At 62.5% G+C, this 23,529-nt stretch carries 27 protein-coding genes and 1 tRNA gene; 17 read left to right on the top strand and 11 right to left on the bottom strand.

What is annotated here, in order from left to right:
- The first annotated feature begins 2 nt into the window (after window positions 1–2).
- The 5 genes from ACVWZT_RS24405 to ACVWZT_RS24385 are packed head-to-tail and all read left to right on the top strand — an operon-like array spanning window position 3 to window position 2,350.
- Window positions 3–527 (top strand): hypothetical protein, encoded by a 525-nt coding sequence (locus tag ACVWZT_RS24405; RefSeq protein WP_457471873.1) that lies wholly within the window; start codon window positions 3–5, stop codon window positions 525–527.
- Window positions 527–1,132, top strand: coding sequence for a tail fiber assembly protein (locus ACVWZT_RS24400; protein ID WP_457471872.1), 606 nt, complete (start codon window positions 527–529; stop codon window positions 1,130–1,132). The genes ACVWZT_RS24405 and ACVWZT_RS24400 overlap by 1 nt, the downstream gene beginning before the upstream one ends.
- Before the next feature lie 59 nt (window positions 1,133–1,191).
- A complete protein-coding gene (locus ACVWZT_RS24395; protein ID WP_440803799.1) occupies window positions 1,192–1,404 on the top strand; it encodes a hypothetical protein in 213 nt (70 codons plus the stop codon).
- Window positions 1,401–1,847 (top strand): structural protein P5, encoded by a 447-nt coding sequence (locus tag ACVWZT_RS24390; protein WP_457471871.1) that lies wholly within the window; start codon window positions 1,401–1,403, stop codon window positions 1,845–1,847. Before ACVWZT_RS24395 ends, ACVWZT_RS24390 begins: the two co-directional genes overlap by 4 nt.
- A complete protein-coding gene (locus ACVWZT_RS24385; protein ID WP_457471869.1) occupies window positions 1,844–2,350 on the top strand; it encodes a DUF2514 family protein in 507 nt (168 codons plus the stop codon). The genes ACVWZT_RS24390 and ACVWZT_RS24385 overlap by 4 nt, the downstream gene beginning before the upstream one ends.
- On the opposite strand, the gene ACVWZT_RS24380 is transcribed toward ACVWZT_RS24385, so the two are convergent.
- Window positions 2,343–3,143 carry a hypothetical protein gene (locus ACVWZT_RS24380; RefSeq protein WP_457471867.1) on the bottom strand — a complete coding sequence of 267 codons (801 nt, stop codon included), beginning with the start codon at window positions 3,141–3,143 and terminating at the stop codon, window positions 2,343–2,345. The genes ACVWZT_RS24385 and ACVWZT_RS24380 overlap by 8 nt on opposite strands.
- Before the next feature lie 125 nt (window positions 3,144–3,268).
- On the opposite strand from ACVWZT_RS24380, the gene ACVWZT_RS24375 reads away from it, so the two are divergent.
- Complete coding sequence (locus ACVWZT_RS24375) at window positions 3,269–3,481, top strand: hypothetical protein (RefSeq protein WP_457471866.1); 213 nt, start codon at window positions 3,269–3,271, stop codon at window positions 3,479–3,481.
- A gap of 24 nt (window positions 3,482–3,505) precedes the next feature.
- A complete protein-coding gene (locus tag ACVWZT_RS24370) occupies window positions 3,506–3,712 on the top strand; it encodes a hypothetical protein (protein WP_296230385.1) in 207 nt (68 codons plus the stop codon).
- Here ACVWZT_RS24370 and ACVWZT_RS24365 read toward each other — a convergent pair.
- A complete protein-coding gene (locus ACVWZT_RS24365) occupies window positions 3,675–4,370 on the bottom strand; it encodes an SOS response-associated peptidase (RefSeq protein ID WP_457471865.1) in 696 nt (231 codons plus the stop codon). The genes ACVWZT_RS24370 and ACVWZT_RS24365 overlap by 38 nt on opposite strands.
- 108 nt (window positions 4,371–4,478) lie before the next feature.
- Between ACVWZT_RS24365 and ACVWZT_RS24360 the strand changes: the two genes are divergently transcribed.
- Both ACVWZT_RS24360 and ACVWZT_RS24355 read left to right on the top strand, forming a co-directional pair.
- A complete protein-coding gene (locus ACVWZT_RS24360; protein ID WP_457471863.1) occupies window positions 4,479–4,787 on the top strand; it encodes a hypothetical protein in 309 nt (102 codons plus the stop codon).
- Window positions 4,777–4,980 carry a hypothetical protein gene (locus ACVWZT_RS24355; protein ID WP_296230382.1) on the top strand — a complete coding sequence of 68 codons (204 nt, stop codon included), beginning with the start codon at window positions 4,777–4,779 and terminating at the stop codon, window positions 4,978–4,980. The genes ACVWZT_RS24360 and ACVWZT_RS24355 overlap by 11 nt, the downstream gene beginning before the upstream one ends.
- 16 nt (window positions 4,981–4,996) lie before the next feature.
- On the opposite strand, the gene ACVWZT_RS24350 is transcribed toward ACVWZT_RS24355, so the two are convergent.
- Window positions 4,997–6,175, bottom strand: coding sequence for a tyrosine-type recombinase/integrase (locus ACVWZT_RS24350; RefSeq protein ID WP_457471861.1), 1,179 nt, complete (start codon window positions 6,173–6,175; stop codon window positions 4,997–4,999).
- Window positions 6,176–6,411: 236 nt separating this feature from the next.
- Window positions 6,412–7,491 carry a patatin-like phospholipase family protein gene (locus tag ACVWZT_RS24345; RefSeq protein WP_457471859.1) on the bottom strand — a complete coding sequence of 360 codons (1,080 nt, stop codon included), beginning with the start codon at window positions 7,489–7,491 and terminating at the stop codon, window positions 6,412–6,414.
- A 183-nt stretch (window positions 7,492–7,674) separates the two neighbouring features.
- Between ACVWZT_RS24345 and ACVWZT_RS24340 the strand changes: the two genes are divergently transcribed.
- The 5 genes from ACVWZT_RS24340 (at window position 7,675) to ACVWZT_RS24320 (ending at window position 11,609) form a co-directional block, all read left to right on the top strand.
- Complete coding sequence (locus tag ACVWZT_RS24340) at window positions 7,675–7,983, top strand: PepSY domain-containing protein (protein ID WP_296230379.1); 309 nt, start codon at window positions 7,675–7,677, stop codon at window positions 7,981–7,983.
- Complete coding sequence (locus ACVWZT_RS24335; RefSeq protein ID WP_457471857.1) at window positions 7,983–8,297, top strand: PepSY domain-containing protein; 315 nt, start codon at window positions 7,983–7,985, stop codon at window positions 8,295–8,297. Before ACVWZT_RS24340 ends, ACVWZT_RS24335 begins: the two co-directional genes overlap by 1 nt.
- Window positions 8,298–8,966 carry a response regulator transcription factor gene (locus ACVWZT_RS24330; protein ID WP_296230377.1) on the top strand — a complete coding sequence of 223 codons (669 nt, stop codon included), beginning with the start codon at window positions 8,298–8,300 and terminating at the stop codon, window positions 8,964–8,966.
- A complete protein-coding gene (locus tag ACVWZT_RS24325) occupies window positions 8,963–10,282 on the top strand; it encodes an ATP-binding protein (RefSeq protein ID WP_296230375.1) in 1,320 nt (439 codons plus the stop codon). Before ACVWZT_RS24330 ends, ACVWZT_RS24325 begins: the two co-directional genes overlap by 4 nt.
- A gap of 172 nt (window positions 10,283–10,454) precedes the next feature.
- Window positions 10,455–11,609 (top strand): HPP family protein, encoded by a 1,155-nt coding sequence (locus ACVWZT_RS24320; RefSeq protein WP_457471855.1) that lies wholly within the window; start codon window positions 10,455–10,457, stop codon window positions 11,607–11,609.
- Here the strand turns inward: ACVWZT_RS24320 and ACVWZT_RS24315 are convergent.
- The gene (locus tag ACVWZT_RS24315) at window positions 11,583–12,449 is read right to left on the bottom strand and encodes a LysR family transcriptional regulator (RefSeq protein ID WP_296230372.1); all 867 of its coding nucleotides are present in this window, start codon (window positions 12,447–12,449) and stop codon (window positions 11,583–11,585) included. The genes ACVWZT_RS24320 and ACVWZT_RS24315 overlap by 27 nt on opposite strands.
- Before the next feature lie 180 nt (window positions 12,450–12,629).
- Here ACVWZT_RS24315 and ACVWZT_RS24310 point away from each other — a divergent pair, with 180 nt between their 5' ends.
- The gene (locus ACVWZT_RS24310; protein ID WP_457471853.1) at window positions 12,630–14,519 is read left to right on the top strand and encodes a propionyl-CoA synthetase; all 1,890 of its coding nucleotides are present in this window, start codon (window positions 12,630–12,632) and stop codon (window positions 14,517–14,519) included.
- A gap of 76 nt (window positions 14,520–14,595) precedes the next feature.
- Here the strand turns inward: ACVWZT_RS24310 and ACVWZT_RS24305 are convergent, their stop codons facing one another.
- Window positions 14,596–15,792: a hypothetical protein gene (locus tag ACVWZT_RS24305; protein WP_457471852.1), complete on the bottom strand. Its 1,197-nt coding sequence runs from the start codon at window positions 15,790–15,792 to the stop codon at window positions 14,596–14,598.
- Window positions 15,793–15,846: 54 nt separating this feature from the next.
- On the bottom strand, window positions 15,847–16,968 hold the full coding sequence (gene zapE, locus ACVWZT_RS24300; RefSeq protein ID WP_457471850.1) for a cell division protein ZapE: 1,122 nt from the start codon (window positions 16,966–16,968) through the stop codon (window positions 15,847–15,849).
- Between the two features lie 158 nt (window positions 16,969–17,126).
- On the opposite strand from zapE, the gene ACVWZT_RS24295 reads away from it, so the two are divergent.
- On the top strand, window positions 17,127–17,552 hold the full coding sequence (locus ACVWZT_RS24295; protein WP_296230365.1) for a DUF1810 domain-containing protein: 426 nt from the start codon (window positions 17,127–17,129) through the stop codon (window positions 17,550–17,552).
- 1 nt (window position 17,553) lies between these two features.
- Here the strand turns inward: ACVWZT_RS24295 and ACVWZT_RS24290 are convergent, their stop codons facing one another.
- Window positions 17,554–17,796, bottom strand: a complete 243-nt coding sequence (locus ACVWZT_RS24290; protein ID WP_170029248.1) for a hypothetical protein — start codon at window positions 17,794–17,796, stop codon at window positions 17,554–17,556.
- Window positions 17,797–18,057: 261 nt separating this feature from the next.
- On the opposite strand from ACVWZT_RS24290, the gene ACVWZT_RS24285 reads away from it, so the two are divergent.
- Window positions 18,058–18,132, top strand: a tRNA-Gln gene (locus ACVWZT_RS24285).
- Between the two features lie 191 nt (window positions 18,133–18,323).
- On the opposite strand, the gene ACVWZT_RS24280 is transcribed toward ACVWZT_RS24285, so the two are convergent.
- From ACVWZT_RS24280 to ACVWZT_RS24270, 3 genes are read right to left on the bottom strand one after another with little or no spacing between them, the layout of a single operon-like run.
- Window positions 18,324–20,714, bottom strand: a complete 2,391-nt coding sequence (locus ACVWZT_RS24280; protein WP_457471848.1) for a response regulator — start codon at window positions 20,712–20,714, stop codon at window positions 18,324–18,326.
- 13 nt (window positions 20,715–20,727) lie between these two features.
- Complete coding sequence (locus ACVWZT_RS24275; protein ID WP_296230362.1) at window positions 20,728–21,189, bottom strand: response regulator; 462 nt, start codon at window positions 21,187–21,189, stop codon at window positions 20,728–20,730.
- Between the two features lie 15 nt (window positions 21,190–21,204).
- Window positions 21,205–23,454: an ATP-binding protein gene (locus ACVWZT_RS24270; RefSeq protein ID WP_457471847.1), complete on the bottom strand. Its 2,250-nt coding sequence runs from the start codon at window positions 23,452–23,454 to the stop codon at window positions 21,205–21,207.
- Window positions 23,455–23,529: the final 75 nt, after the last annotated feature.

The raw sequence follows: 23,529 nt of genomic DNA, 5'->3' as shown, positions 1-23,529 counted from the left end.
ATATGGCAAAGCAAGTAATCAACCTAGGAAGCGCGCCTAACGGCGCCGGAGGGGACGACCGTCGAAGCGCCTGGTTGAAGGCGATCGCAAACTTTGACGAGTTGTACAACTGGATTGCCACCGGCTTCCAGAAGAGCAACATTCTCGGCGCCGTCAGCCAGGCCGGCGGTGTGCCCACTGGCGCGCTGCTACAACGCGGCTCCAACGCCAACGGCGAATTTATCCGCCTGGCTGATGGCACCCAGATTTGCTGGGGAGTAATCACCCTGCCGAAGCAAGCGCTTGGCAGCTCATCCGTTGGGCGGTCCAATTTCCCTGCGGTGTTTGCAGCTGTACCACGAGTATTTGCCAACCCGCTGAGCAGCGTAGGAGCCAGCGGGGATCAATCTGCGATCGGACAGCAGGCCTACAACGGCGTGTGGTGGGGAGCGTCAACAACCTTCGCAGAAGCGAACTCATGGTCATACCGTTTCGCCACAAACGCTGACATCCAATATCAGTATCTTGCAATAGGCAGGTGGTTCTAATGCGTATTCAGTTAAGCCCAGTTCTGCCGATTGCCCCGGCCTCGCTGACGATCTACAAGCAAGGTGACAGCCTGACCATTAACGGTCTGACCTTGGACTTTTCCCCGCTGCCGGATGGCGCCACGTTGCCGGCCGAGGCCACCGGTTGCCCTTGGGTGATCGCGCCGGTCGAGCGTGTGGCCGGCGAGCTGGTAGTGACGCTGCAGCTCCCATTGCCGATTGATGCCAGTCAGGCGGCACGCTTTCCGCGTGACATCGTGTCGCCGGCTGATGGCCTGGTCGCGCTGCCGATTCCGGCCGCCGAACAGCCGGCGCCGGCAGTGGGAATTGCTGCGATCGATTGGAGCCAGCTGGTAACTGTCGAGGACAAGGCCCTGGCCGCCTCCAAGCAACTGCATGCGACCGCCACGGCGGAGATTGCCCAGCGCCGAGCGGCCGCGGATATGGCGATCGCTCCGCTGCAGGATGCGGTAGACCTGGAAGAGGCCACTCCCAAGGAGACCGACGCGCTGAAGGCCTGGAAGCGCTATCGCGTTGCGCTCAACCGTTTGCCCGAGCAGCCCGGTTTCCCTGAAACCATTGATTGGCCTGACCTGCCGGCCTGATTCGACGACACCCCAACCCAACCGCCGCCCGGCGGTATTTTTTTGCCTGGAGAAAACCCATGCCGTTCATTGTCCTCAACAAAACCAATGCCTTCGATCCGGTACACCAAACCGAGCACGGTACAGCTGAGCAGGCCGACGCAGCCGCCCGCGACCTGCTGCGCACTCAGCCGAACTCCGTGCTGCTGGTTGCCCAGGTGCTCAAGCGCTACACCGCCGAGGTAACCGTGTCGGTGCAGGATGTTGATCCGGTACAGGAGGGCGTTGAATGAGCACTCCTCGTGGCGTTCGGAACAACAACCCCGGCAACATCAATTTCAATCCCCGCAACGCCTGGCAGGGCCAGCTGGGCATGGAGGTTGGCGTGGCCAAGCCGCGCTTCGCCCGGTTCGACGAGCCGGAGAACGGCATCCGGGCCCTGGGCAAGCTGCTGATCAACTACCGCGGCAAAGACGGAATGCCCAGCGTGGGCGGGAAGGGCATCGATACTGTGCTCGAAACCATCAACCGCTGGGCGCCGAGCAGCGAGAACGACACCCAGGCTTATGCTGCGGCCGTGGCCAAGCGCATCGGCGTGCGACCCACCGACCCGATCAACATCAAGGACCCGGCCACGCTGCGCGGGATGGTGCTCGGCATCATCGTGCACGAGAACGGTGGCAACCCGTACAAGGACCAAGTGATCGACGAAGGCGTGCGGAGGGCCCTGGCATGACCTGGCTCGGCGCGGTGCCGGCCTGGTGCTGGTGGCTGATCGCCCTGGTTCTTGTCGCCGGTGGCCAGCAGTACCGGGTGGTGGTTGCCCAGGGCGAAACCGGTGCTGCCCGGATCGAGTTGGCCGACTACCGCCTGCAGGTGGCTGAGCGTGACCGGCGCGCCGCAGCCCAGGCCAGAACTGAAGAACAGCGACGCCAGGCCGTGGCGGACAAGGAGGGTGAGAATGCACGACAACAACTGGAGCTGGCCCAAGGCCGCGCCGCTGCTGCTGAGTCTGCTGCTGGTGGGCTGCGCGGGGAAATCGCCAGACTGCGGGCCGGTCACCGAGCCACCTGTGACACCATCGCTGCCCAGCAGCGCCAGGCAGGAGCCTCTGCCGTCGTGGTGCTCGGGGGATTGCTTGAGGAAGCTGACCGAATGGCGGAAAGCCTCGCAGAGGCGCTTGAGCGAAGTCGAATAGCTGGCCTTGCCTGCGAGGCTATATCGGTAGGTGTTAGATAACATACTCCATCAACTTGTCACTCGCTTTGACTATAACCGTGTCGAGAAGTGGGTCTATGTTTATGCCTTTGTGTACTAGCACGAAGTTCAGTCTATACTCTCGCTCTTTTTTGAATCTGGTTGGTTTGATGAATGCGGTGTGAGCCATGTGGCTCATTAGGCTGTTAATGTCGAGCATGTTGTCTTTGGTTATTGAGATTTTTCTATCTGCGTAAAAGACAGACATATTATCCATGTGAATTTCGATTTCTTTTGGGTCGATTTCTTTTGGGATAACATGTTTTTCATTTGGGTCTAGCAATCTTTCATATATGCAATCAACAAGCTCAACTATAAAGTTTCCGAGATTTTCTCTGTTAATACTCCATTCATCGTCGTAGTCAGGGAATATTCCTCTGCAGTCACCAGGCTCTGCTGACTCAGACATGCAGAAAACGAGACTGCTAACTGCCTGCCGCTGGATTGAGATCTGGCCGTGCTCAATGATGGCGTGCGAAGCACTTTTCGAACTAAATTTAAATTGTTTGTTTACCTTTGCTTCGAAAATTCCAGGGAAATGGACTGCCTCGCATCCATCATCGCCAAATCCGATTTGCCTTTGAAATAAGGTGTTAAACCACTTTTTGTCAACCGTAATAGGTGATTCGATATCTATGTCGAAAAATAGTCGCCCTTCGTCAGCGTCCGCTATTTGTTCGATTTCGGTTTTTCTATAGTGCTCTAGTGTTGCAAGTTTTAATGTCTTTCTGCGTGAAATGTTATCTTCCGAATGACAGCTTTTGGTCAATAGCATTACGGTGTCCACTGGTAATGTGATGGAAGTGGCATAATGGCATTATTGGCAATGCGTGGATAGCCGTGAGCCTAAAACCTGCTGGTATGTTCTATGATTTGCAGATCAAGTTACGGAGCAGGGCAGTGGACAAGCGCACCTTCATTGGGATGGTTGAGGCTGGTGAGCCTCTGATCCAACAGGCAATCGACGCCCTTCGGGAGTACCACCAAGCACAAGACCGTGGCGCGCCGCCTGAAGAAGTAGAGCGTCTACGCCTACTGGCGGATTCTCTATACCAAGCGGTTATCGATTACCAGTTAATCCAAGCAGGGCGCGCACCATCTACTATTCAGTGATGGCCTCCTCAGGATGGAACCCCTATGAAGTGTAAGCCGCCGATCCTCTACCCTGACCATCCCATGTATACCGACGCCGTGCAGGCATGGAAGCGTCACCATGAAGCGAAGGCCTCGGGAGCCCCAGCGGAAGAGGTGGAGCGTCTGCGGATGATTGCCGAGTCACAGAGCCAGGCTGTCACCGACTACCAGCTCAAAGCGTTAGGCGGCCCTGCTGGTCCGATTCACTAATCGGTTCGATCAGCTCGGCGCCCTGGTTGCGCACATTGCCAACGGCCGTGTTAACCCGGTACCACTCAAAGGCCCCGGCCGGCTCGCCCAGGTTTAGCACGAGTTGCTCAGCATGCTCGCTTGACATTTCTGCCCCAATCCACTCGTAGGCCAATTCTGGCGACAGCACGACAGGTCTGCGGTCGTGGACATCGACCATCCCGCCCTGGGCATCAGCGGTGATGATGACAAATCCGTCGTGCTCGCTGCCGGTGAACTGGCCGATGCTGGCGCATAGGGCAGGGCGCCCATCTCGGCGCCGGATGTAGTACGGCTGCTTCTTCGGTCCGCCTTCGTCCACCCATTCATACCAGCCGTCGATGGGCGTAATGGCCCGATGCGGCCAGATCGAGCGGAAGAAAGGGCCATGCGCTACTTTTTCGACCCGGGCATTGATCGGCGCAGCACGGTCGGTCGCCCAATGCGGCCGCCATCCCCACCTCACCAGGTCCGCCCGAGGGCCTGCGTCATCAACCCGCAGCACTGCTACCGGCGTGGTCGGCGCGACGTTGTACCGGCCAAGCGGCTGGTCGCCGACGTTGTTCCGCCAGGCCTCTGGCAGGCTCAAGGTCTCAACGAAATCGTGTATGCCTCGGTACTGGCTCAGCCTTCCACACATGCGCGGCCCTCCTGCCTGAGCAAACAAGCATAGTCCGCCGAGCGGTACTGGCGTCTTTGCGTTTCCTGATGCTGAAATACTGTATCCATATACAGTATTTGGTGCAGCATGTATTTCCTCATCGTCCGCCGTCGCGTGAATGGCGTGGCCATCCCTTCCGATCAGCTCAAGAAAATCCAGCCTCTGCGGGCCGACATCCACATCGGCGACCACTACAGCGAGCCGCTGGGTCGGGAGTCGACCCAGGCCTGGGTGTTCAACCCGACACCCAGCGATGACATCGTCCCACGCCTGCACGATGCCAGGGTCAACGGAATGGCTCAGCTCGGGATGAACATAAATGGCGTTGAGGAGATTGACGGCGTGCTGTATGCGCAGTCGTGGTGGTGCCGGGCGGTAGGCGAGTATGGCAACTGACCTCCCGCAGGCCTGGGTGGCTGAATTGGACGATCAGGTCGCCTTGGTCGAAGATCCCGATGGCCGAGCGGCGGTGCTCAGCGAGATGGCCTATGCTGCGCACCGGCGGCAGGAGATCGACGAGGGTGACCTGGTGGACATGCTGGAACTGGCCGAGGCGGCAAGGCTGTGGGCGCTGCAGGAGCAGGAATGATCCCGGCGCGGACGACCTAACTTTTTGGTGGAAGCACCATATCGGCCCAGGTCTGCATCATCTCTCTGCGCTGCTCTATATAGGTGGCGTGGTTATACACATCACGGATGGCGCTGCTGTCGGCGTGGGCCAGCTGACGCTCGATCCAGTCCTTGTTATATCCGCGGCTGTTCATCTCCGTGGAAAATAGGTGCCGGAACCCGTGGGGTGACTGCCTGCCGGTATAGCCGCAACGGTCCAGCAGGTTTACCGCGTAGTTGATGCCGATCGGCCGAACGGCATCAGTTCGGTTCGGGAACACGTATTTCAGGTTGCCGGATATCGGCAGCATCAAGCGCAGGATCTCTACCGCCTGGCGCGACAGCGGTACTACGTGATCGCGGCGCATCTTCATCTTGCTGGCAGGGATTGACCAGGTCGCTGTGTCGAGGTCGATTTCCGCCCACTCGGCTTTGCGCACCTCAGCCGGACGGCAGGCGGTGAGTATCAGCAGCTTGGTGGCGCACTGAAGTTGAAGTCCTGACTGGCTTTCCTCAATGGCCTTGATGATGGTCGGCATTTCCGAGAAGGCGAGAAACGGCCGATTTTTGTGCGGAGCCATTTTCTCAGTGACAGTGTGCATTTCCGCCGTGGGGTTGTTCTCGATCATGCCGGTGGCGATCGCATACCGGAAAACCTGACCCATCCACTGCCTGGTCTTGACGGCGGTGGTCACCGAGCCGCGGCGCTCAATGCGGCGAATCAGCGTGATTACGTCGGACCGTTTGATCGAATCGATCTGGCGCAGCCCGAACGCCGGCAGTACATCCAGCTCCATCGCATTCGAGATGATCTTGACCGTCGATTCGGTCAGGCTTCCCTTCCTGAATTCCAGCCACTCGTCGTAGACGCGGCGGAATGTCCTCTCCTGAGCGCCAAGGCGCTCTGTCCTCTTCACCCTCCTTGATTCGCGCGGATCTATACCCTGCGCAACCTCTTCGCGCGCCTCATCTCTCCGCGCACGGGCCTCCTTCAAACCTATTTCTGGGTATGTGCCAAGCGAAATCCTGGCCTGCTTGCCGAGCCATGTGAACCGGAAATGCCAACTCTTCACGCCGGTTTCGGCGACGTACAGCGTGAGCCCGAGCGAGTCTGCAAGGGTGTAGCCCTTTTCCCGGGGCTTGGCCTGCCTGGCCGCGGTGTCCGTGAGCGCCACTAGTACATTGCCTCTCGCTGTGTGTTGGATGTACTGGATGATGTACTACGTTTTCGGGATTGGGAAGGTACAGAATGGTACGCGGCGATACGCCAATGACGCCGCATTCAGGGCGTCATGGCTGTTTGTGGTATCGCTCGGTTTTCGGCGGGAATCCACTGTGGAATCCTTGAAGATTTCCACGCTGTCGTAACTCTGTATGAATCAAGAATGCGCGCAGTCTACCAGCATGGTCGCTACAAGGCTCGCAGGCGTTCGTGCAACCGCCCGGTGGTGATCAGTTCCAGCAACTCGTCGCCCAGGCGCTGGCTTTCGGCAATCGCCTTGTACCAGTAACGCTTGCGGCTCGGAGCGTCCCCCATGAAGCGCTTGAAGTCGTTACGGTCTGGCAGCTTGCCATAGGGCAGGGCGGCCAGGTATTGCGGCGAGGGTGTCATCAGCAGCACGTTCTGCAGGCGCGTGGCGTCGCCCTTGCGCCACGGCAGGGCCTTGTCGAACCAGCCGGGTACCACCTTGTCGGTGAAGTGCGGGTACAGCACCAGGTCGTCGCCGCGGTAGGGCAGGTCGAGGTGGTAATCGAGCAGGCCGCCGTCGCGGTAGGTGCCGGTGCCCGCGCCAGGAATGTCCCTGACCCCTTGCATGACCAGCGGAATCGAGCCTGAGGCGAGCAGGGCGTGGCGCAGGTTGGTCAGGTCCAGTGGCAGGCAGCGCGAGGGGAAGTCGGTAAGTGACTCGAGCGGCGGGGTGGCGCGGCCATCGTGCAGAATGATGCGCTCGAAATGACGGGCCAGCCGTGCCCGGCCAAGCAGGTTGCTGGCCACCACCGAGCCCAGGCCAAGGCCCAGGCGGCCGCGGTGATCATGGGCGAGGTGGCCATGGCTTTTCACCACCAGGATGTTCAGGCGATAGTTCGGGTTGGCCAGCAACTCGCCGTCGCGGCCTTGCAACAGGTCATCGAGCATGCGCTGGCAACTGCGGCTGATCTCGGCGGGTGTGACGCCCTTGGCAAAATCCTGCTCGGTGTACAGTTCGCCCAGGCGACGGATACCCGCGACCGGGTCGTCGAGGCAGGCGCTGGCAAAGCGCCAGGCACCAATCGAAGCACCGATCAGGGCGCGCTGACGGGGCGCAGACGGCAGCCATTCCCCGAACAGTGCCAGGTCCAGGCCCTGGATGCCTAGCGGCTTCGGCCCGCCCGCCGCGCCCGGCAGCACGCCGACGTCGCCTGCCTGCAAGCCGCGCTCGCGAATCTGCCGCAGGGCACGCTGGCCGGCCTTGAAGGTAAGGGCGGGATACTTGACCTGGATGGCGCTCATGACGGGTCTCTTGTGCGGTGATTGGGCATTATAGGGACGCTGCCGGGTAGCTGTGCAGGTCGACAAGCCGCTGGCCCATTGACCTGCGCTATCATGCCGGCAATTGTTTTCAGGTTGAATTAAGGACTGCTGGGTAATCTTAACCCCGTAGACAACTTGTACAGTTCTCAGGAGAGAAGAACGATGAAAACCTTGACTGCCCTGTTCACCGCCGCCGCCCTCGCCGTGGGCGCCAACGCCGCCTTTGCCAAGGACGTGCAGCCCGACGAAGTCGTCAAACTGGTCAATGCCAAGACCATCAAGTCGCTGGATGAGCTCAAGGCCGCCGCCGTGGCCAAGCACCCCGGCGCCACTGTTACCGACTCGGAGCTCGAAGACGAATACGGTCGCTACATCTACAAGGTCGAGCTGCGTGATACGCAGAATGTCGAGTGGGACGTCGATCTGGACGCCAAGACCGGAGAAGTCCTGAAGGACGCGCGGGACAACTGATGATCCACCTACCGCGGTCGGCACGCTACCTTGCGCTGACGCTGCTGGCCACATGCTCGCTGGCCATGGCCCGCGACCTTGACCAGGACGAAGCCCTGGAGTTGCGCCAGAAGGGCATCATCCTGCCGCTCGAGCACCTGCTGGAAGCCGCCCTGGGGCGTCACCCCGGGGCGCGCCTGCTGGAGGCCGAACTGGAAGAAGATGATGATCGCTACGAATATGAGGTCGAGTTGCTGACGACCGAAGGTGTGGTGCGCGAGATCAAGCTCGATGCCAGCACCGGTACCCTGCTCAAGGACGAGGAAGACGACTGAATGCGCCTGTTGCTAGTCGAAGATAATGTCCCGCTCGCGGACGAACTGACCAGCGGCCTGCAACGCCAAGGCTATGCTGTCGATTGGCTGGCCGATGGCCGCGACGCCGTGTACCAGGGCCAGAGCGAACCTTACGACCTGATCATCCTCGACCTTGGCTTGCCAGGCTTGCCGGGCCTTGAAGTGTTGGCCCAATGGCGCGCTGCCGGGTTGGCCACGCCGGTGCTGATCCTCACCGCGCGCGGCTCGTGGGCCGAGCGTATCGAAGGCTTGAAGGCCGGGGCTGACGATTACCTGAGCAAGCCCTTTCATCCTGAAGAACTGCAACTGCGAATCCAGGCTCTGCTGCGTCGTGCCCGTGGGCTGGCCAACCAGCCGACGCTGGAAGCGGCCGGCCTGCAGCTGGATGAAAGCCGCCAGTGCGTGATCCGTGATGGCGTGGAAATTCAGCTGACAGCCGCCGAGTTCCGCCTGTTGCGCTACTTCATGCTGCATCCGCAGCAGATCCTGTCCAAGAGCCATCTGGCCGAACACCTTTACGACGGTGAGACCGAGCGCGATTCCAACGTGCTGGAAGTGCACGTCAACCACTTGCGGCGCAAGCTGGGCCGCAGTGTCATCGAGACCCGTCGCGGGCAAGGTTACATCTATGCCGGGAGCGCGGCGTGAAGTCGATCCAGGCGCGCCTGAGCCTGGGCCTGGTGGCGGTACTGGTGGTGGTCGGCCTGGTGCTGGCACAACTGACCTTGTGGCTATTCGAGGCCGGCCTGCAGCGCTACCTGGAAAATGGCCTGCGCAAGGAAAGCGAAAACCTGCTGGTGGCGCTGGTGCGCGGGCCTTCGGGCCTGCAACTGGATGAGCGGCGTATCTCGGCGGCTTACCAGCGGCCATTTTCCGGTTATTACTTCCGCATCGATTTCGATAAAGGCACCTGGCGCTCTCGCTCGCTGTGGGACCTGGACATGCCCAAACCTGCGACGCCGGGGCTTTCCGACAGCCACGCGCTGGGGCCCGAAGGCCAGCAGTTGCTGGCCCTGCGCGCCGACTACCGGCGCCTGGGCCAGGACATCTCGATCAGCGTGGCGCAGGATTATTCGCCGGTACGCGAAGGGTTCCGGCGCATGCAGCAGATCGGCCTGGGCATGGGCCTGGTGGCACTGATCCTGGTGCTGGTGTTGCAGCGCATCACCGTGACCCGCTCGCTGCGGCCGCTGGAGCGGGCGCGCCAGCAGATCGCCCAGTTGCAGCAGGGCCAGCGCTCACAGCTGGACGCCCGAGTGCCCAGCGAACTGGCGCCGTTGGTGGGGCAGGTCAACCATTTGTTGACGCATACCGAAGACAGCCTGCGCCGTTCGCGCAATGCACTGGGCAACCTTGGCCATGCGCTGAAGACACCGCTGGCGGTGCTGCTGAGCCTGGCTTCCAGCGAGCGCCTGAACGACTTGCCCGAGGTCCGTGCGCAGATGCGCGAGCAACTGGAGCAGATCCAGCAACGCTTGGCACGCGAGCTGAACCGGGCGCGGCTGGCGGGTGACGCGCTGCCAGGTGCGCAGTTCGATTGTGACGCCGAATTGCCGGGGCTGCTGGGGACGCTGGGCATGATCCATGGCGAGGGCTTGTTGCTGGCCAGCGATGTGCCGCCCGGGCTTTTGCTGCCATGGGACCGCGAGGATGTCCTCGAATTGCTCGGCAACCTGCTCGACAATGCCTGCAAGTGGGCCGACAGCGAGGTGCGCCTGGGCGTTGCGGCGGATGCCGAGGGCTACCAGCTGTGGGTCGATGATGATGGCCCGGGTATTCCCGAGGAACAGCGGCAACAAGTGCTGGAACGTGGTTCGCGGCTGGACGAGCAGGTTGACGGGCATGGCCTGGGGCTTGGCATCGTACGCGATATCGTTGAAGCCTGGGGCGGGCGCCTGGCGCTGCTGGAGAGCCCGCTGGGTGGGTTGCGGGTCAGCATCGACCTGCCGCGCAAGGCTCGATAATGCCGGGCCGCAAAGCGGCCCCCAGTATCACTAATGCAAAAAAATTGCAGTGCACCGGCATTTTTTTGCATTAGTCCAATCTGGTCCCGCCCGGCACAATCCCGTGCACGAAACTCAGGCCACCGCTGCCGGGTTTTCTTTCCAACCAGAAAAAAAGATCCTGATTACCTAAATGTCTGCCTCGCGTTCCGAAAGTCGTCTGCAGCGGCTATTGCCTGCGCCGCTGAATATTCCCCCTAGAGAATGGTTGCGTGCCGCTATCGGCGCGTTGCTCGGCCTGTTCCTCGCCGGCTGGCTGACCAGCATGGCCTTCGGCACTGGCATCGCCTTGCACCTGCTCGGTCCGCTGGCGGCATCGGCGGTGCTGGTGTTCGCCGTGCATTCCGGCCCGTTGGCCCAGCCCTGGCCGGTGCTGGGCAGCTACGCCGTGGCCGGCGTGGTCGGCTTGGCCATGCGCCAGAGCTTCGGCGCCGAGTTGTGGGTGGCCGCCGCTGCCTTGGGTATCTCGATCCTGGTGATGTGCCTGCTGCGCTGCCTGCACCCCCCAGGTGGCGGCGTGGCGGTGAGCGCGGTGCTGGCCGACTCGGGGCTGAGCGCCATGGGCGATCGGCTGCTGGAGCCGGTATTGCTCAATGCGCTGATCCTGGTGGCAGTTGCGGTCCTCTACAACCGCCTGACGGGCGTGTGCTACCCGAAAGGCGCCGCGCCACGCAAGGACCTGCACCATACCCATGACCCGCTGCCCAGCGAGCGGGTCGGCATCCGTGGTGAAGACCTGGATCAGGCGCTGGGTGAACTGGGCGAGTTCGTCGACGTCACCCGTGACGAACTGGAACGCATCATCCTGGCCACCGAACAGCACGCCCTGCAACGCAGCCTCGGCGGTATCACCGCAGCCTCGGTCATGTCCCGCGATGTTCAGTTCGCCTCGCCCGAAACCACTCTGGAGCAGGCTTGGCGGATGCTGGCCAGCCATCACCTGAAAACCCTGCCGGTGCTGCAGCACGGCAAGCTGGTAGGTATCGTCAGCCTCAGCGACCTGGTCGGCCCGGCCATGCTGCGGGGCCGTTTCAGTTGGCGTGGCTTGTTCAGCCGCAAGGCGATACGCATGGCACAGGTAATGAGCCGTCGGGTCATCAGCGTCAGCAGCCAGCACCCGCTGGAGCGGTTGCTGCCGTTGCTGTGCGAGCAGGGCCTGCATTGTCTGCCGGTGGTCGATGGCGACCAGGTGGTGGGGGTGATCACCCAGACCGACCTGATCGCCGGCCTCAAGCGCCAGTTGCTCAGCCGCACAGAGGGTTCAGGCCAGCGGGTCCCAGCGTTGTGACCAGTCGCTGCTGCCGGCGGCTATCAGCCTGCGGAGGATGGCAAAAGCCTGTTGCAGGGCGTCGCTGTCGCGTTTGCGCGGGTACACCAGAAAGGTGGGGTAGGTGAACTCCGGCGCTTGCGGTACCCGCTCGAACACTCCGCTGTCCAGGTAGGCTTGCACCACCCGCGTGCGGAAGTAACCACTGCCGCCCTGGTCGAGAATGAACTGCAATGCCAGCGGGCCCAGGTTGAAACTCAGCGCCGGGCGCGCGCAGTCGGGCAGGGCGGCATCGTGCTGGCGGCGGAAGGCCTCGCCCCAGTCGATGTAGATGTACGGGTCTGGCCGCTCGACCCGGCGCACGCGAATCAGCTTTTCTTCCATCAATTGCTCCACCTGCAGGCCCGGGCCGTAGGTCGGCTGGTAGACCAGCGCGGCATCCAGCAGGCCCATTTCGACCTTGCGCAGCAGCGCGTCACCATCGCTCACCTCGCTACGGATGGCATGGCTGGGGAGCTCGCGGTGCAGGGCGCTGACCCAGTCGAGCAGCATCGGGTTGCCCAGGCTGACCTCGCCGCCGACATGCAGCACTTGCTGGCAACCTTGCGGCAGTGGCAGGTCGCGGCGCGCGGCTTCCCAGGTCTGTACCAGCTGGTTGGCATAACTGACGAACGCCTCGCCGTCACTGGTGAGGCTGGCGCCGCTGCGGCTGCGCACGAACAGTTGGCAACCCAGTTGCTGTTCCAGGCGCTGCACCCGCGCGGTAATCGCCGTCTGCGACACGAACAGGCGCTCGGCGGCGGCAACCAGGCTGCCGCAACGCACGATTTCCAGAAAGGTTCGGGCCTGGTCTATATCCATGAGCTGCTCGCCGGTAAAAGGGGTGGCCTATTCTAGAGGCTTCGCACCGTCATGGGGCGCTTTTGCGCTGTCTGCAAATTTGCAGGTCGGTTGTGACGTTAGTCCCATGGCGGTGGCGGTGTAGCGGTCCATACTCAGGTTTCGCCCTTCAATAACAACAAATACCGGGTTTCCCTCGATATGAGCTACCAGCACAGTTACGCCCACTCCATTACCGACCCTGCCGCATTCTGGGCTGAACAGGCCGCGCACCTGGCCTGGTACCGCAAGCCTGCCCTGACCTTGCAGGACAATGCCGACGGTACCCACCGCTGGTTCGCCGATGGCCGCCTGAACAGCTGCTACCTGGCCCTCGATCACCAGATCGAGCAGGGTCGGGGCGAGCAGCTGGCGCTGATCTACGATTCGCCGGTGACCGGCGTGCAGCAGGCCTATACCTACCATCAGTTGCGCGACGAGGTGGCACGCCTGGCCGGTTTGCTGCGCCAACTGGGGGTGAACAAGGGCGACGGGGTGATCATCTACATGCCCATGGTGCCGCAGGCGGCCATGGCCATGCTGGCCTGTGCGCGGATCGGTGCGGTGCACTCGGTGGTTTTCGGTGGCTTTGCCGCCAACGAACTGGCCTTGCGCATCGACGACGCCCGGCCAGCGTTGCTGCTGACGGCATCCTGCGGGCTGGAGTTCGACCGGGTGATCGCCTACAAGCCGCTGGTCGACCGCGCCCTGCAACTGGCCCGACACCAGCCGCGCAACGTGCTGGTCCTGCAACGGCCGCAAGCCCACGCCGAACTGCAAGCGGGGCGTGACCTGGACTGGCAGAAGGCCTTGGCGAGCGCCGATCCGGTGCCGCCAGTCGAGCTGGATGCGGGCGACCCGCTGTACATCATGTACACCTCGGGTACCACCGGCAAACCCAAGGGCATCGTGCGTGAAAACGGCGGCAACGCCGTGGCGCTGTGCTACGCCATGCGCCACATCTACGGCATGCAGGCGGGCGACGTGTGGTGGGGCATTTCCGATGTCGGCTGGGTGGTCGGCCATTCGCTGATCGTCTATGGGCCGCTGATGGGTGGCTGCACCACGGTGTTCTACGAAGGCAAGCCGATCCGCACCCCGGACGCTGCGGCCTACTGGCGGGTAGTGGAGCAATACCAGGTCAATGCCCTGTTCTGTGCGCCCACCGCCATGCGCGCCATCCGTAAGGAAGACCCGGACGGCGCGCTGATCCGCAAGCACGACCTGAGTTCGCTGCGCCAGTTGTTCCTGGCGGGTGAGAAACTCGATTCCAGTACCCACGAGTGGCTGGAGCGGGTCACTGGCAAGCCGGTGCACGACCATTGGTGGCAGACCGAGACCGGCTGGCCGGTCACCGCACCCTGCGTCGGGCTGGAGGGCAGCGCGGCAAAGCCGGGGTCCAGCAACCGCGCGGTGCCGGGCTACCATGTGCAGGTGCTGGATGACGAGGGCCATTTGCTGGGGCCGAACCACCAGGGTTCGATCGTCATTGCCTTGCCGCTGCCTCCCGGGTGCAGCCAGACGCTGTGGGGCGATCACGAACGTTACCTGCAGGCTTACCTGCGCACCTACCCGGGGTACTACCACACCGGCGATGGCGGTTATCTGGACGACGAAGGTTTTGTCTACATCATGGGCCGCACCGATGACGTGATCAACGTGTCCGGGCACCGGCTGTCCACCGGCGAGATGGAGGACCTGGTGGCGCGTCATCCGGCAGTGGCCGAGTGCGCTGTAATTGGCGTGCATGACGAGATCAAGGGGCAGGTGCCACTGGCCCTGGTGGTGCTCAAGGATGGCGAGGGCATCGCCGAGGCGCAGTTGCTGGTGGAGCTGGTGGGTAGCGTGCGCGAGGAGATTGGTGCGTTGGCCTGCTTCAACCGGGTACGTCTGGTGAAGCGGCTGCCCAAGACCCGCTCGGGGAAGATCCTGCGGGCCGTGCTGCGCAAGATTGCCGACGGGCAGGACTACGTGCCGCCTTCGACCCTGGATGACCCGGCGGTGCTCGGGGAGATCGAAGCGGTGCTGGCGGACTTGCCCAGGGCTGGGTGAGCAGCGCCCGCGTCGCGCCATCTGCTGATGAGCCCGCTCCTGAAGCGGGTTCATCAGCGGCTGACGCGCTCGAGGGCTACAGTGGGTAGCGGGCCACGAACTTCTCCCCCCTCAATTCGATGACCTGCTGGCCGCTGTGAGCAAGAATCAGCAGGGCCTTGCTTTCTGGGTAATTTGGTGTGACCAACCAGCCTTTGTCAGCGAATGAGGTATCTACCTTGCCGTTTGCGTCCAATCGAACGATTGCCGTTGGCAGATCTTCGAGCGGGTACGTGTGCGCGCAACCGACCAGAATACCGCTGTCATGCGCAATGACAGCGAATGCCTTCGTCCGGTCAAACTCCGGGCGGTTGAAAATCACGGCTTGGCCATCGTTGAAACTCGGGTCGACACTGCCGTCCAGTTTCAGGCGAAGCACGAATCCACGTTCGCCGGCGTCACCTACCAGATAAAGCCTGTCATGGGCTTGCACGGCAGAACGAACGGCGATATGAGCAATGTCCGGATGTCCTGGCAGGCGTTTGACAATCCACACACCCTGCTGTGCAAAGCCAGGGACGACTGCGCCATGCTTGTCGCAGGCGCCGACCCAAGCCTGCACATCATCACCTCCCACCCGATGCATGCCGCAGTAATAGAAGCCGGCGTGTTCCGTCCCCTCGTATCTGGCGACGACTTCGAGGGTGAAAAGGTTCCGGCCCTCCCAGGTAAAGAACCTACGCATCCCGACGTTATTGAACGATGTGTCCAGGTTCCCTTGCAGATCAAATTGGGCCAGCCCGGAGTTCACGGCTTGGCGCAGTTTGCCATCTGCAAACTGCGGAACGCTGCCTGCATATCCCTCGGCGCCTTCCTGACGAGGGGAAACACCCTCTTCGATCGGGTAAGCCACCTGCTTGAAACCTTGATCGCCGAATGTCAGGTCCAGCACGCCTGAAGTTTTGTTCAGGCGGAAAATAGCGAACTTCTCAATGCGTCGAAGCGCAACGCTACACACCAGGTGATCGCCGTTTTCAACGAAGCATAGCCATGACGCAGATTCTGACGGCATCCTGATCCGTACGGTGCCGTGTTCGCCAAACGCCTCGACGGCCGCGCCATTGCGCGTGAGCTTGGTCAGCACCATCGTGGGTTCACCCGAGTCATCTACAGAAGCTTTGGAGCTATAGTAGTAGTCACCCACCAGATAGGGCGGGCGGTTGATGAGTTCGGTCGGCTCATCTTCCGGCAGCGGAAGATCAATGCGGGCCCACAGGGCTGGGTTGCTTGACATGAGAGGCACCTCCATAGGTATGGATGTGCATTAGAAGCTGCTTCAGAAGATCGGTCAGCTGGTAGAACTGGCAGTTGACAGCATGGAGAAACTTGGTGGATGAGGCTCGTCTGGCGCGAGCTGATGCAACTGCCCCAACCGGCTGCGCGTGCGCACCAAGTCGGCAAGCGGCCCGTTCAGGCTCTCTGCCAGCGGCCGTTTACCGAGCACTACCACCTGCCGGTCCTGGTCATACAGCACATCCACAAGGTTGACCAGGCGCTGTTGAGCCGCCAATGAGCATTCCGAAAGATCGTCCAGCCCATCGATGGTCCACTCATCGTATCGCTCGGCCAGCACCAGGTAGTCGATGACCGCGGTGGCGTTCTCGCACAGGTCTTCAAAGGCAAACAGCACCCGTCGGCCATCGCTGGCCAGCGCGCGCAACGGGCGCTTGTTCACTTCCAGCATTACCGGTTGTTGGTGTGGAACCCTGAGCGCCTGGCGTTGTGCCGCCGTACCTGGCCAGGCATAGCAGCCGCGAGTGAAACGTTGATGTTCGCGGTTGGCCGGCAGGCTGCGGAAATCGGTGTCGCCACCCACCTCAAGCACGTCCATCGAGCTGTTGATCAGGCGGATCACCGGCAGGAAGCGCTCATGGTACAACGGGTTGGGCAGCAGCCCTTCAGGCGCATAGTTGGACGTTACCAGCAACCACACGCCGCGGCTGAACAGGGCCTTGAACAAGCGCGTGAGCAACATGGCATCGCCAATGTCGTGGACGTGGAATTCGTCGAAGCACAGCACCCGGCAGCCGCCCAGCAGTTCGTCGAGGGTCGCACCCAGCGCATCATCCAGCGCGCGGTGGCGGTGCATGCCCTGGTGGAGTCGGGCAAAGAAGTCATGGAAATGCAGGCGCTGCTTTGCCGCTATCGGCACGGCCTGGAAGAAACCATCGAGCAGCCAGCTCTTGCCGCGCCCCACCGGCCCGTACAGGTACAGGCTGCGCGCTTGGCCTTGTTCGAGTTGTGCCAGTTGCCCGGCCATGCATTGGATCACCCGGCGTTGGCCGTCGCTGAGCTGATAACCGCGGCTGCGTGCCTTGTCTTCGAACCAGCCGAGCAGTTCGCTCGGCCGGGCGGTGCCACGCAGGCGCTGGCCGAGCTGGCGTAGCAGGGTAGGGATCCAGGCAGGCAAGGCAACGCTCCTTGGGCGACGGCGGGGTAGCATGCAGCTTGCCCGAGGGCGGCCAATTTGACTAATACAGAAAGTGCCCGGCAATGATCGCCTGGCGAGATAGGTCGGCCCTGCAGGCGTACAGTGAAGGGCATGACCGATACCGAGGAGGGCCGAGCATGCACGCCGACTATGATCTGGAGCGCTTCGTCGAGGCGCAGAACCGGGTGTATGACCAGGTGATCCAGGAGCTGCTGGCCGGACACAAGCGCAGCCACTGGATGTGGTATGTGTTTCCGCAACTCGGTGGCCTGGGCCGCAGCGCCATGGCCGAGCGTTATGCCCTGGCCGGGGTCGACGAAGCGCGGGCCTACCTCGCTCACCCGCTGCTCGGACCGCGCCTGCAAGCTTGCTTGTGCGCGCTGCTGCAACATAGCGACAAGAGTGCCAGGGCAGTGCTCGGCAGCCCCGATGACCTCAAGCTGCGTTCGTGCCTGACCCTGTTCGCCCGGGCGGCGCCCGACAACCCGTTGTTCCAGCGGGCGCTGGTGCAGTTCTATGACGGCGAGCCAGACCCCCTTACGTTGACCGCCTTGACGGGTTAGTTCAGGGCTTGCGCTCCAGTTGGCGCTCGATCATGTATTTCACGGCCAGCCGGCGTTCCTTGAGGTGACGCAGGTCTTCGTCCTCGAAGTTGCCGGCCGAGATCGACTCGGCGGCAAGCACCTGGTTGTCGATATCCATGTACTCATCGAGCAGCCGGTCCAGCGCCTTGTCCTGCTGGCGGCGCTGCTGGACGATTTCACGTGGGTAGTGCAGGTCCTGGTAAAGATCGTGAGAAACGGGCATGGGAGTCCTCCATGGTCGATGCAGTTGTCTCATCTGATTGGAAGGGAGGAATGCCATTGTGTTGAAGCGAGGCGGGCGGAAAGCGACGGACGGTAACTGGGTAAAACGCGAAAATGACTAACTCGCTGTTTTCTGGCAATTTTTTTTCATCAGGGGGTTCACAGACCGAAAGTTTGTTGTTAAAGTGCCGCGCATTCCAAGACAACAACCCGGTTGTCACTCAGTTGGAATTGTCAGGGCAGCAAATGCTGCATCCGATACAGGGGCGTCGCCAAGCGGTAAGGCAGCAGGTTTTGATCCTGCCATGCGTTGGTTCGAATCCAGCCGCCCCTGCCATTTTCCAGCTTCAAACGTATCTTGGTCCGGTGCTTGAACAGTAAGCGCTGGGCTTTGCCGTATCTGTCTTTTGCATTTCCTTGTGGGCGTGACCTTGCGTCGCGGTGGGCTGCGCAGCAGCGCCAGGATTCAGATGTGGCGCAAAATGCCAAGGGGGCTGCTGCGCAGCCCATCGCGACACAACGACACGCCTATACGGCCCGGGTCGTCAGCATTTCGTTCAGCACCCGGGCCAGTTCATCGGCCTGTACCGGCTTCTGGATCACCAGGCTGCCCGGCAGCTCCAGCCCCTGCAACTCCGCATAACCGGTCAGCAACACCACGGGCAGGCGTGGATAACGTTCGCGTGCCGCCAGGGCCAGTTGTGCGCCGTTGAATTCGGGCATGGCGAAATCGCTCAGCAGCAGGTCGATCTGGTCGTCCAGCAAGGCCAGCGCCTGTTCGCCGCTGTGCGCCTGGCGCACCTGGTAGCCATACTGGCGTAGCACATCGCCGAGCATGTCGCGCACCAGGTGGTCATCGTCCACCAGCAATACCGTGTGGTTGTTGCCGCTTGCGCTGATCGAGTGACTGAGCAACGACGGCAGCGGCTCACTTTCGGCTTCATCCTGGACCGCTGGCAGGTATACCGCCACCTGGGTACCACGCCCGGGCGCGGTGTCGATGTGCACGCCGCCCCCGGATTGTTTGGCGAAGCCGAACACCTGCGCCAGGCCCAGGCCTGAGCCTTTGCCGATGTCCTTGGTGGTGAAGAACGGTTCGAACACCTTTGCCAGCACCTCTTCGCTCATGCCACAACCGGTGTCGCGGATGCTCAGCACCACGTACTCACCCGGCTCCGGGTCTTCCGGGCGCTGCGGGCGGGTGTCGATGCGGGTGTTACGGGTCGACAGGGTCAGTTGGCCGCCGTCAGGCATGGCGTCGCGGGCATTGATCGCCAGGTTGAGGATGATCATTTCGGTCTGGGTCGGGTCGGTCAGTGCCCGCCACAGGCTTGGCTCCAGGTCCAGGCGCACCGAGACATTGCCGCCCAGGGTACGACGCAACAACTCCTCCAGGCCGGCCAAGGTGCGGTTGAGGTTCAGCGGCACCGGCTCCAGGCGCTGGCGGCGGGAGAATGCCAGCAACTGCGAGGTCAGCTTGGCGCCGCGTTCACCGGCTTCGCGGATGTGCGTGAGGCGACTGCGGGCCTTGTCCAGATCGCCCTTGGCCAGGTCGCGTTCGAGGAAGCTGGCACCGGTCAGGATCACTGTCAGCAGGTTGTTGAAGTCGTGGGCCACGCCAGCGGTCAGCTGGCCGACCGCCTCCAGGCGCTGCATCTGTTGCAGCGCTGCCTCGATGCGTTCGCGTTCGTCGATCTGCTCGCGCAGGCGCGCGTTGGCTTCGGCCAGGCCCATGGCGGCCTCGCGTTCGCTGGTGATGTCGCGTGCCACCACGTACAGCAAGGTGTCTTCCGGCACCACCACCCACGACAACCAGCGATGCTGGCCGCCGGCATGCAAGACGCGCCCGACGAAGCGGGCGCTGGTACGGCCATGGGCGAGGGCGGCGAGTTCGGTGAGCAGCAGTTCCTGGTCGGGCTCGGGCAGCAGGTGCAGCAGCGAGGACTGGCTCAGGCGCTCGCGGGAAAAGCCCAGGCTGGCTTCCCAGGCGGGGTTCAGCGCGACCGGGGTCAGGTCCTTGTTGAGCACTGCCAGCAAGTCCTGCGAAAGTTCCCAGGCGCGGTCGCGCTCACGGGTACGACGCTCGACCCGTTCCCCGAGCATCTCGTTGAGCTGGCGCAGTGCCTGGGTGGCCAGGCGCTGGGTATGGATGTCCTGCAGCACGCCGGAGAAGCGTACGCACTGGCCGTCGACGAACTGGCTCTGGCCACTGCTGAGCAACCAGCGCGGCTCCTGGCCATGAGGCTGGGCGATGCGAAATTCCACCCGATACTGGCCGCCGCTTTCCGGGCGCATGGCGCGCTCCACCGCCTCGCGCACCAGCGGCAGGTCGTCGGGGTAGATGCCAGCATAGAACACGTCCAGGGTCATTTCAGTGCTGGTGGGCAGGCCGAACAGGGTCTTGCAGCGGTCGTCCCACAACAACAGGCCCTCTTGCGGGCGCATGTCCCAGGTGCCCATGCCGGCCGCGTCGATGGCAAAGCGCGCCCGTGCCTCGACATCGGCCAGGGCTTCTTCGGCGCGGCGCCGGCGCTGACGTTCCTGCACCTCGGTCAGGGCGCGACGCACCGCCTTGGGCAGCAGTGGCAGGTTCTTCTTCAGCACATAGTCGGTGGCACCCAGGCGGATCATCTCCACCGCATGCTCTTCGCCATAAATGCCGGAAAGGAAGATGAACGGAACGTCCGGGGCCAGGCGCTGGGCGATGGCCAGCACTTCGGTGCCGGACGAGCCCGGCAGCACGCAGTCGCACAGGATCAGGTCGTAGCGGCCTTCGTGCAGGGCGTGCTCCACGCCCACATGGTCGAACACCAGTTGCGCCTGCACGTGCAGCCCACTGCGCTCCAGGCGCATCAGGGTCAGCTCGGCATCCATCGAGCTGTCTTCGACCATCAGCAGTTTCAGCGGCGTTGGCTGCATCGTTGCGGCGGCCTCAGTTGCTGCCGCGCCGGTTCAGGCGCAGCGAGCCGGGTGGGGGTTCGTTGAGTACTGCCCAGAAAATTCCCAGGTCGGAGATGGCGGCGACGAATTCCTTGAATTCCACCGGCTTGACCACATAGGCGTTCACCCCCAATTCATAGGCACGCAACAGGTCGGGCTCTTCGCGCGACGACGTCAGCATGACTGTAGGGATGCTGCGCAGTTCGGCGGTGGCGCGTACTTCCTTGAGCACTTCCAGGCCGTCGACCTTCGGCAGTTTCAGGTCCAGCAACAGCACGGCGGGGTTGCCATCGTCACGATCGGCGTGGGCATTGCGGCGCAGCAGATAGTCCAGTGCCTCGGCACCGTCACGCAGCACGATGACTTCGTTGGCCAACTGGCTGCGCTCCAGCGCCAGAAGGGTCAGCTCCAGGTCGCGTGGATTGTCTTCGACCAGCAGGATGGGTTTGAGCATGATGGTAGCGGTACCTCAGGTTGTCGCGGGGTGGCGCGGGAGGGTGAAGTGGAACGTGGCGCCCTGGTCGACCTTGCCGTGGGCCCAGACCCGGCCGTCATGACGTTCGATAATGCGCCGCACGCTCGCCAGGCCGATCCCGGTGCCTTCGAAATCTTCCATGCGGTGCAGGCGCTGGAACACGCCGAACAGCTTGTTGGCGTAGGCCATGTCGAAGCCCACACCGTTGTCGCGAATACAGACCTCGATTTCGTCCGGATGCTGCACGGCGCTGATGCCGATGCGCGCCGGGGTGCGGCCACGCGTATATTTGATAGCGTTGGCCAGCAGGTTGTGCAAGGCCAGATTGATGAAGGCCGGGTCACCGATCACCTTGGGCAACGGGGCGATGTCCCAGACGATTTCACGGCCTTCGTAGTCGGGTGCCAGCTCACTGCGAATGGCTTCGACCAGCGCGTTGAGGTCGACGTCCGCCAGGCGCAGGGCGGAGCGGCCCATCTGCGAGAAGTTGAGCAGGTTGTCCACCAGGCTGCCGGCAAAGTGTGCGGCTTCGTGGATGTGATGCAGGAAGCGTTTGCCACGCTCGCTCAGGCTCTGTTCCTCGATTTCGGCGAGCAGTTCGGTATAGCCGGCAATATGCCGCAACGGTGCACGCAGGTCGTGCGATACGCTGTAGGAAAAGGCTTCAAGCTCCTTGTTCGAGCGGCGCAGTTCGCCGGCCAGCTGCGCCAGCTCCTCGGCCTTGCGCAGGACGATGCCGAGCACGGCGGTGCGCAGTTCCAGCACGCCTTCGATGACCAGTGGGTGCCAGGGCTCGCAGTAGCCGCGCAGCTGTTCCTGCCAACGTTCGAAACTGTGGCGCGGGTCGAGGTTGCCCTGCGGGCCGACCTGCTTGGTCGGTTGCCCGGCCCAGTTTACCGTGCGCACCTGCTCGGGGCGGAACCACAGCAGGTAATGCGAATGGATCTGCGAAATGGCTACCGCCAGCACACCACCGGCGTGGGCGGCGAGCTCGGGCAGTTCCTCGATGTCGCGCTGCAGGTTGTCGCTGTAAAAGACGGTCTCTTCGCCCCGTTGCGTCAGCCAGTGCACCAGCGCGGTGACTTGCGCGGCGGGCGGGGTCTTGCCGATCAGGTCGCAACGTTCGGCCGAGATGACCGCAGCGCCCTGGGCACCTGCGAAGGCCAGCAACACGTCTGGCAAATCGCGCAGGCCGTCGCTGACACTGTCATGGTCGGCCATGGAGGAAATCATGCGCACGATGTGCTGGCGCAACTGCAGCAGCTGACGCGTGTTGGCGTGCGACTCGCGTGACTCGATCTGCAACGACAGCACGCTGGCGAGCAGTTCGCAGGCGGTGCGGGTGCGCAGGTCCACCGGGCGCGGTTGCTGGTGGTGGCAGGAGATCAGCCCCCACAATTGCCCATCGACCACAATCGACAGCGACATCGAGGCCAGGGTGCCCATGTTGCGCATGTATTGCAGGTGCACCGGCGATACGCTGCGCAGCGCGGCAAAGCTCAGGTCCAGTGGCTTGCCCGTGCGCGGGTTGGCAGCAGGCAGCAGCGGCGAGGGCTGGTAGTTGGCGTCCTCGATCACGCGGATGCGGTTGACCCGGTACAGCTCGCGCGCCTGGCGTGGAATATCGGCGGCCGGGAAGCATAGGCCCAGGTAGCTGGGATAGCCCGGGTCGGCCTCTTCGGCCAGCACCTGGCCGTTGCCTTCAGCGTCGAAACGGTAGGCCTTGACCCGGCCAAAGCCAGTGATGCGCTTGAGTTGCACAACGGTTTGCTGCAGCAGTTCGTCAAGGCTGGCGGCCTGGTGCAGGCGACCGACGAAGCTGCGCACCAGCGGGTAGTAATCGCCCTGTGCGGCAAGGTCGTCTGGCAGCCGTGGGGGCTCGAACTCGGCAATCAGGACCTGGTCGTGACGGTGTGTCAGCAGGTGCAGTATCCGGCTGTACGGTGCGCCCTGGCGCAGCTGCACGTCACCGATATGGAACGGAAACGCTTCGTCCTCGGGCTGGCGGGCCAGGTGCAGACGCAGGTCGAAGTCAGCGCTGACCAGCTCTGCAAAGCTGCAACCGATGATTTCCCGGGCGGGTAAGCCCAGCCACTGCTCGACATTTTCACTGGCCTGGAGCACGCGCAGATCGGCTTCGTCCAGCACCAGCAGGAACCCGTGGGGCTGGATGCTACCAGGCAGCTGGATCGGCTCCTGGGCACAGCGTTCAAGGGCCTGGGTGAGCGTGCTGTCTGCAGTCATCGATGAAACGCTCCTGTCATGTCTGTCCATGCGTGCCGTATGTGTCTGGTGCAGGATAAGAGTGCTTCACCCTAA

The sequence above is a fragment of the Pseudomonas sp. TE21394 genome (assembly GCF_054057835.1).
The sequence above is the reverse complement of the archived record's forward strand: the minus strand, read 5'-3'. Positions and strand labels throughout refer to the sequence as shown.

Excerpts from the sequence above, each read along its gene's own strand:
- ACVWZT_RS24405 (WP_457471873.1), top strand. The coding sequence starts at position 3 with ATGGCAAAGCAAGTAATCAACCTAGGAAGCGCGCCTAACGGCGCCGGA.
- ACVWZT_RS24400 (WP_457471872.1), top strand. The coding sequence starts at position 527 with ATGCGTATTCAGTTAAGCCCAGTTCTGCCGATTGCCCCGGCCTCGCTG.
- ACVWZT_RS24395 (WP_440803799.1), top strand. The coding sequence starts at position 1,192 with ATGCCGTTCATTGTCCTCAACAAAACCAATGCCTTCGATCCGGTACAC.
- ACVWZT_RS24390 (WP_457471871.1), top strand. The coding sequence starts at position 1,401 with ATGAGCACTCCTCGTGGCGTTCGGAACAACAACCCCGGCAACATCAAT.
- ACVWZT_RS24385 (WP_457471869.1), top strand. The coding sequence starts at position 1,844 with ATGACCTGGCTCGGCGCGGTGCCGGCCTGGTGCTGGTGGCTGATCGCC.
- ACVWZT_RS24380 (WP_457471867.1), bottom strand. The coding sequence starts at position 3,143 with ATGCTATTGACCAAAAGCTGTCATTCGGAAGATAACATTTCACGCAGA.
- ACVWZT_RS24370 (WP_296230385.1), top strand. The coding sequence starts at position 3,506 with ATGAAGTGTAAGCCGCCGATCCTCTACCCTGACCATCCCATGTATACC.
- ACVWZT_RS24365 (WP_457471865.1), bottom strand. The coding sequence starts at position 4,370 with ATGTGTGGAAGGCTGAGCCAGTACCGAGGCATACACGATTTCGTTGAG.
- ACVWZT_RS24360 (WP_457471863.1), top strand. The coding sequence starts at position 4,479 with ATGTATTTCCTCATCGTCCGCCGTCGCGTGAATGGCGTGGCCATCCCT.
- ACVWZT_RS24355 (WP_296230382.1), top strand. The coding sequence starts at position 4,777 with ATGGCAACTGACCTCCCGCAGGCCTGGGTGGCTGAATTGGACGATCAG.
- ACVWZT_RS24345 (WP_457471859.1), bottom strand. The coding sequence starts at position 7,491 with ATGAGCGCCATCCAGGTCAAGTATCCCGCCCTTACCTTCAAGGCCGGC.
- ACVWZT_RS24340 (WP_296230379.1), top strand. The coding sequence starts at position 7,675 with ATGAAAACCTTGACTGCCCTGTTCACCGCCGCCGCCCTCGCCGTGGGC.
- ACVWZT_RS24335 (WP_457471857.1), top strand. The coding sequence starts at position 7,983 with ATGATCCACCTACCGCGGTCGGCACGCTACCTTGCGCTGACGCTGCTG.
- ACVWZT_RS24330 (WP_296230377.1), top strand. The coding sequence starts at position 8,298 with ATGCGCCTGTTGCTAGTCGAAGATAATGTCCCGCTCGCGGACGAACTG.
- ACVWZT_RS24320 (WP_457471855.1), top strand. The coding sequence starts at position 10,455 with ATGTCTGCCTCGCGTTCCGAAAGTCGTCTGCAGCGGCTATTGCCTGCG.
- ACVWZT_RS24315 (WP_296230372.1), bottom strand. The coding sequence starts at position 12,449 with ATGGATATAGACCAGGCCCGAACCTTTCTGGAAATCGTGCGTTGCGGC.
- ACVWZT_RS24310 (WP_457471853.1), top strand. The coding sequence starts at position 12,630 with ATGAGCTACCAGCACAGTTACGCCCACTCCATTACCGACCCTGCCGCA.
- ACVWZT_RS24305 (WP_457471852.1), bottom strand. The coding sequence starts at position 15,792 with ATGTCAAGCAACCCAGCCCTGTGGGCCCGCATTGATCTTCCGCTGCCG.
- ACVWZT_RS24295 (WP_296230365.1), top strand. The coding sequence starts at position 17,127 with ATGCACGCCGACTATGATCTGGAGCGCTTCGTCGAGGCGCAGAACCGG.
- ACVWZT_RS24290 (WP_170029248.1), bottom strand. The coding sequence starts at position 17,796 with ATGCCCGTTTCTCACGATCTTTACCAGGACCTGCACTACCCACGTGAA.
- ACVWZT_RS24280 (WP_457471848.1), bottom strand. The coding sequence starts at position 20,714 with ATGCAGCCAACGCCGCTGAAACTGCTGATGGTCGAAGACAGCTCGATG.
- ACVWZT_RS24275 (WP_296230362.1), bottom strand. The coding sequence starts at position 21,189 with ATGCTCAAACCCATCCTGCTGGTCGAAGACAATCCACGCGACCTGGAG.
- ACVWZT_RS24270 (WP_457471847.1), bottom strand. The coding sequence starts at position 23,454 with ATGACTGCAGACAGCACGCTCACCCAGGCCCTTGAACGCTGTGCCCAG.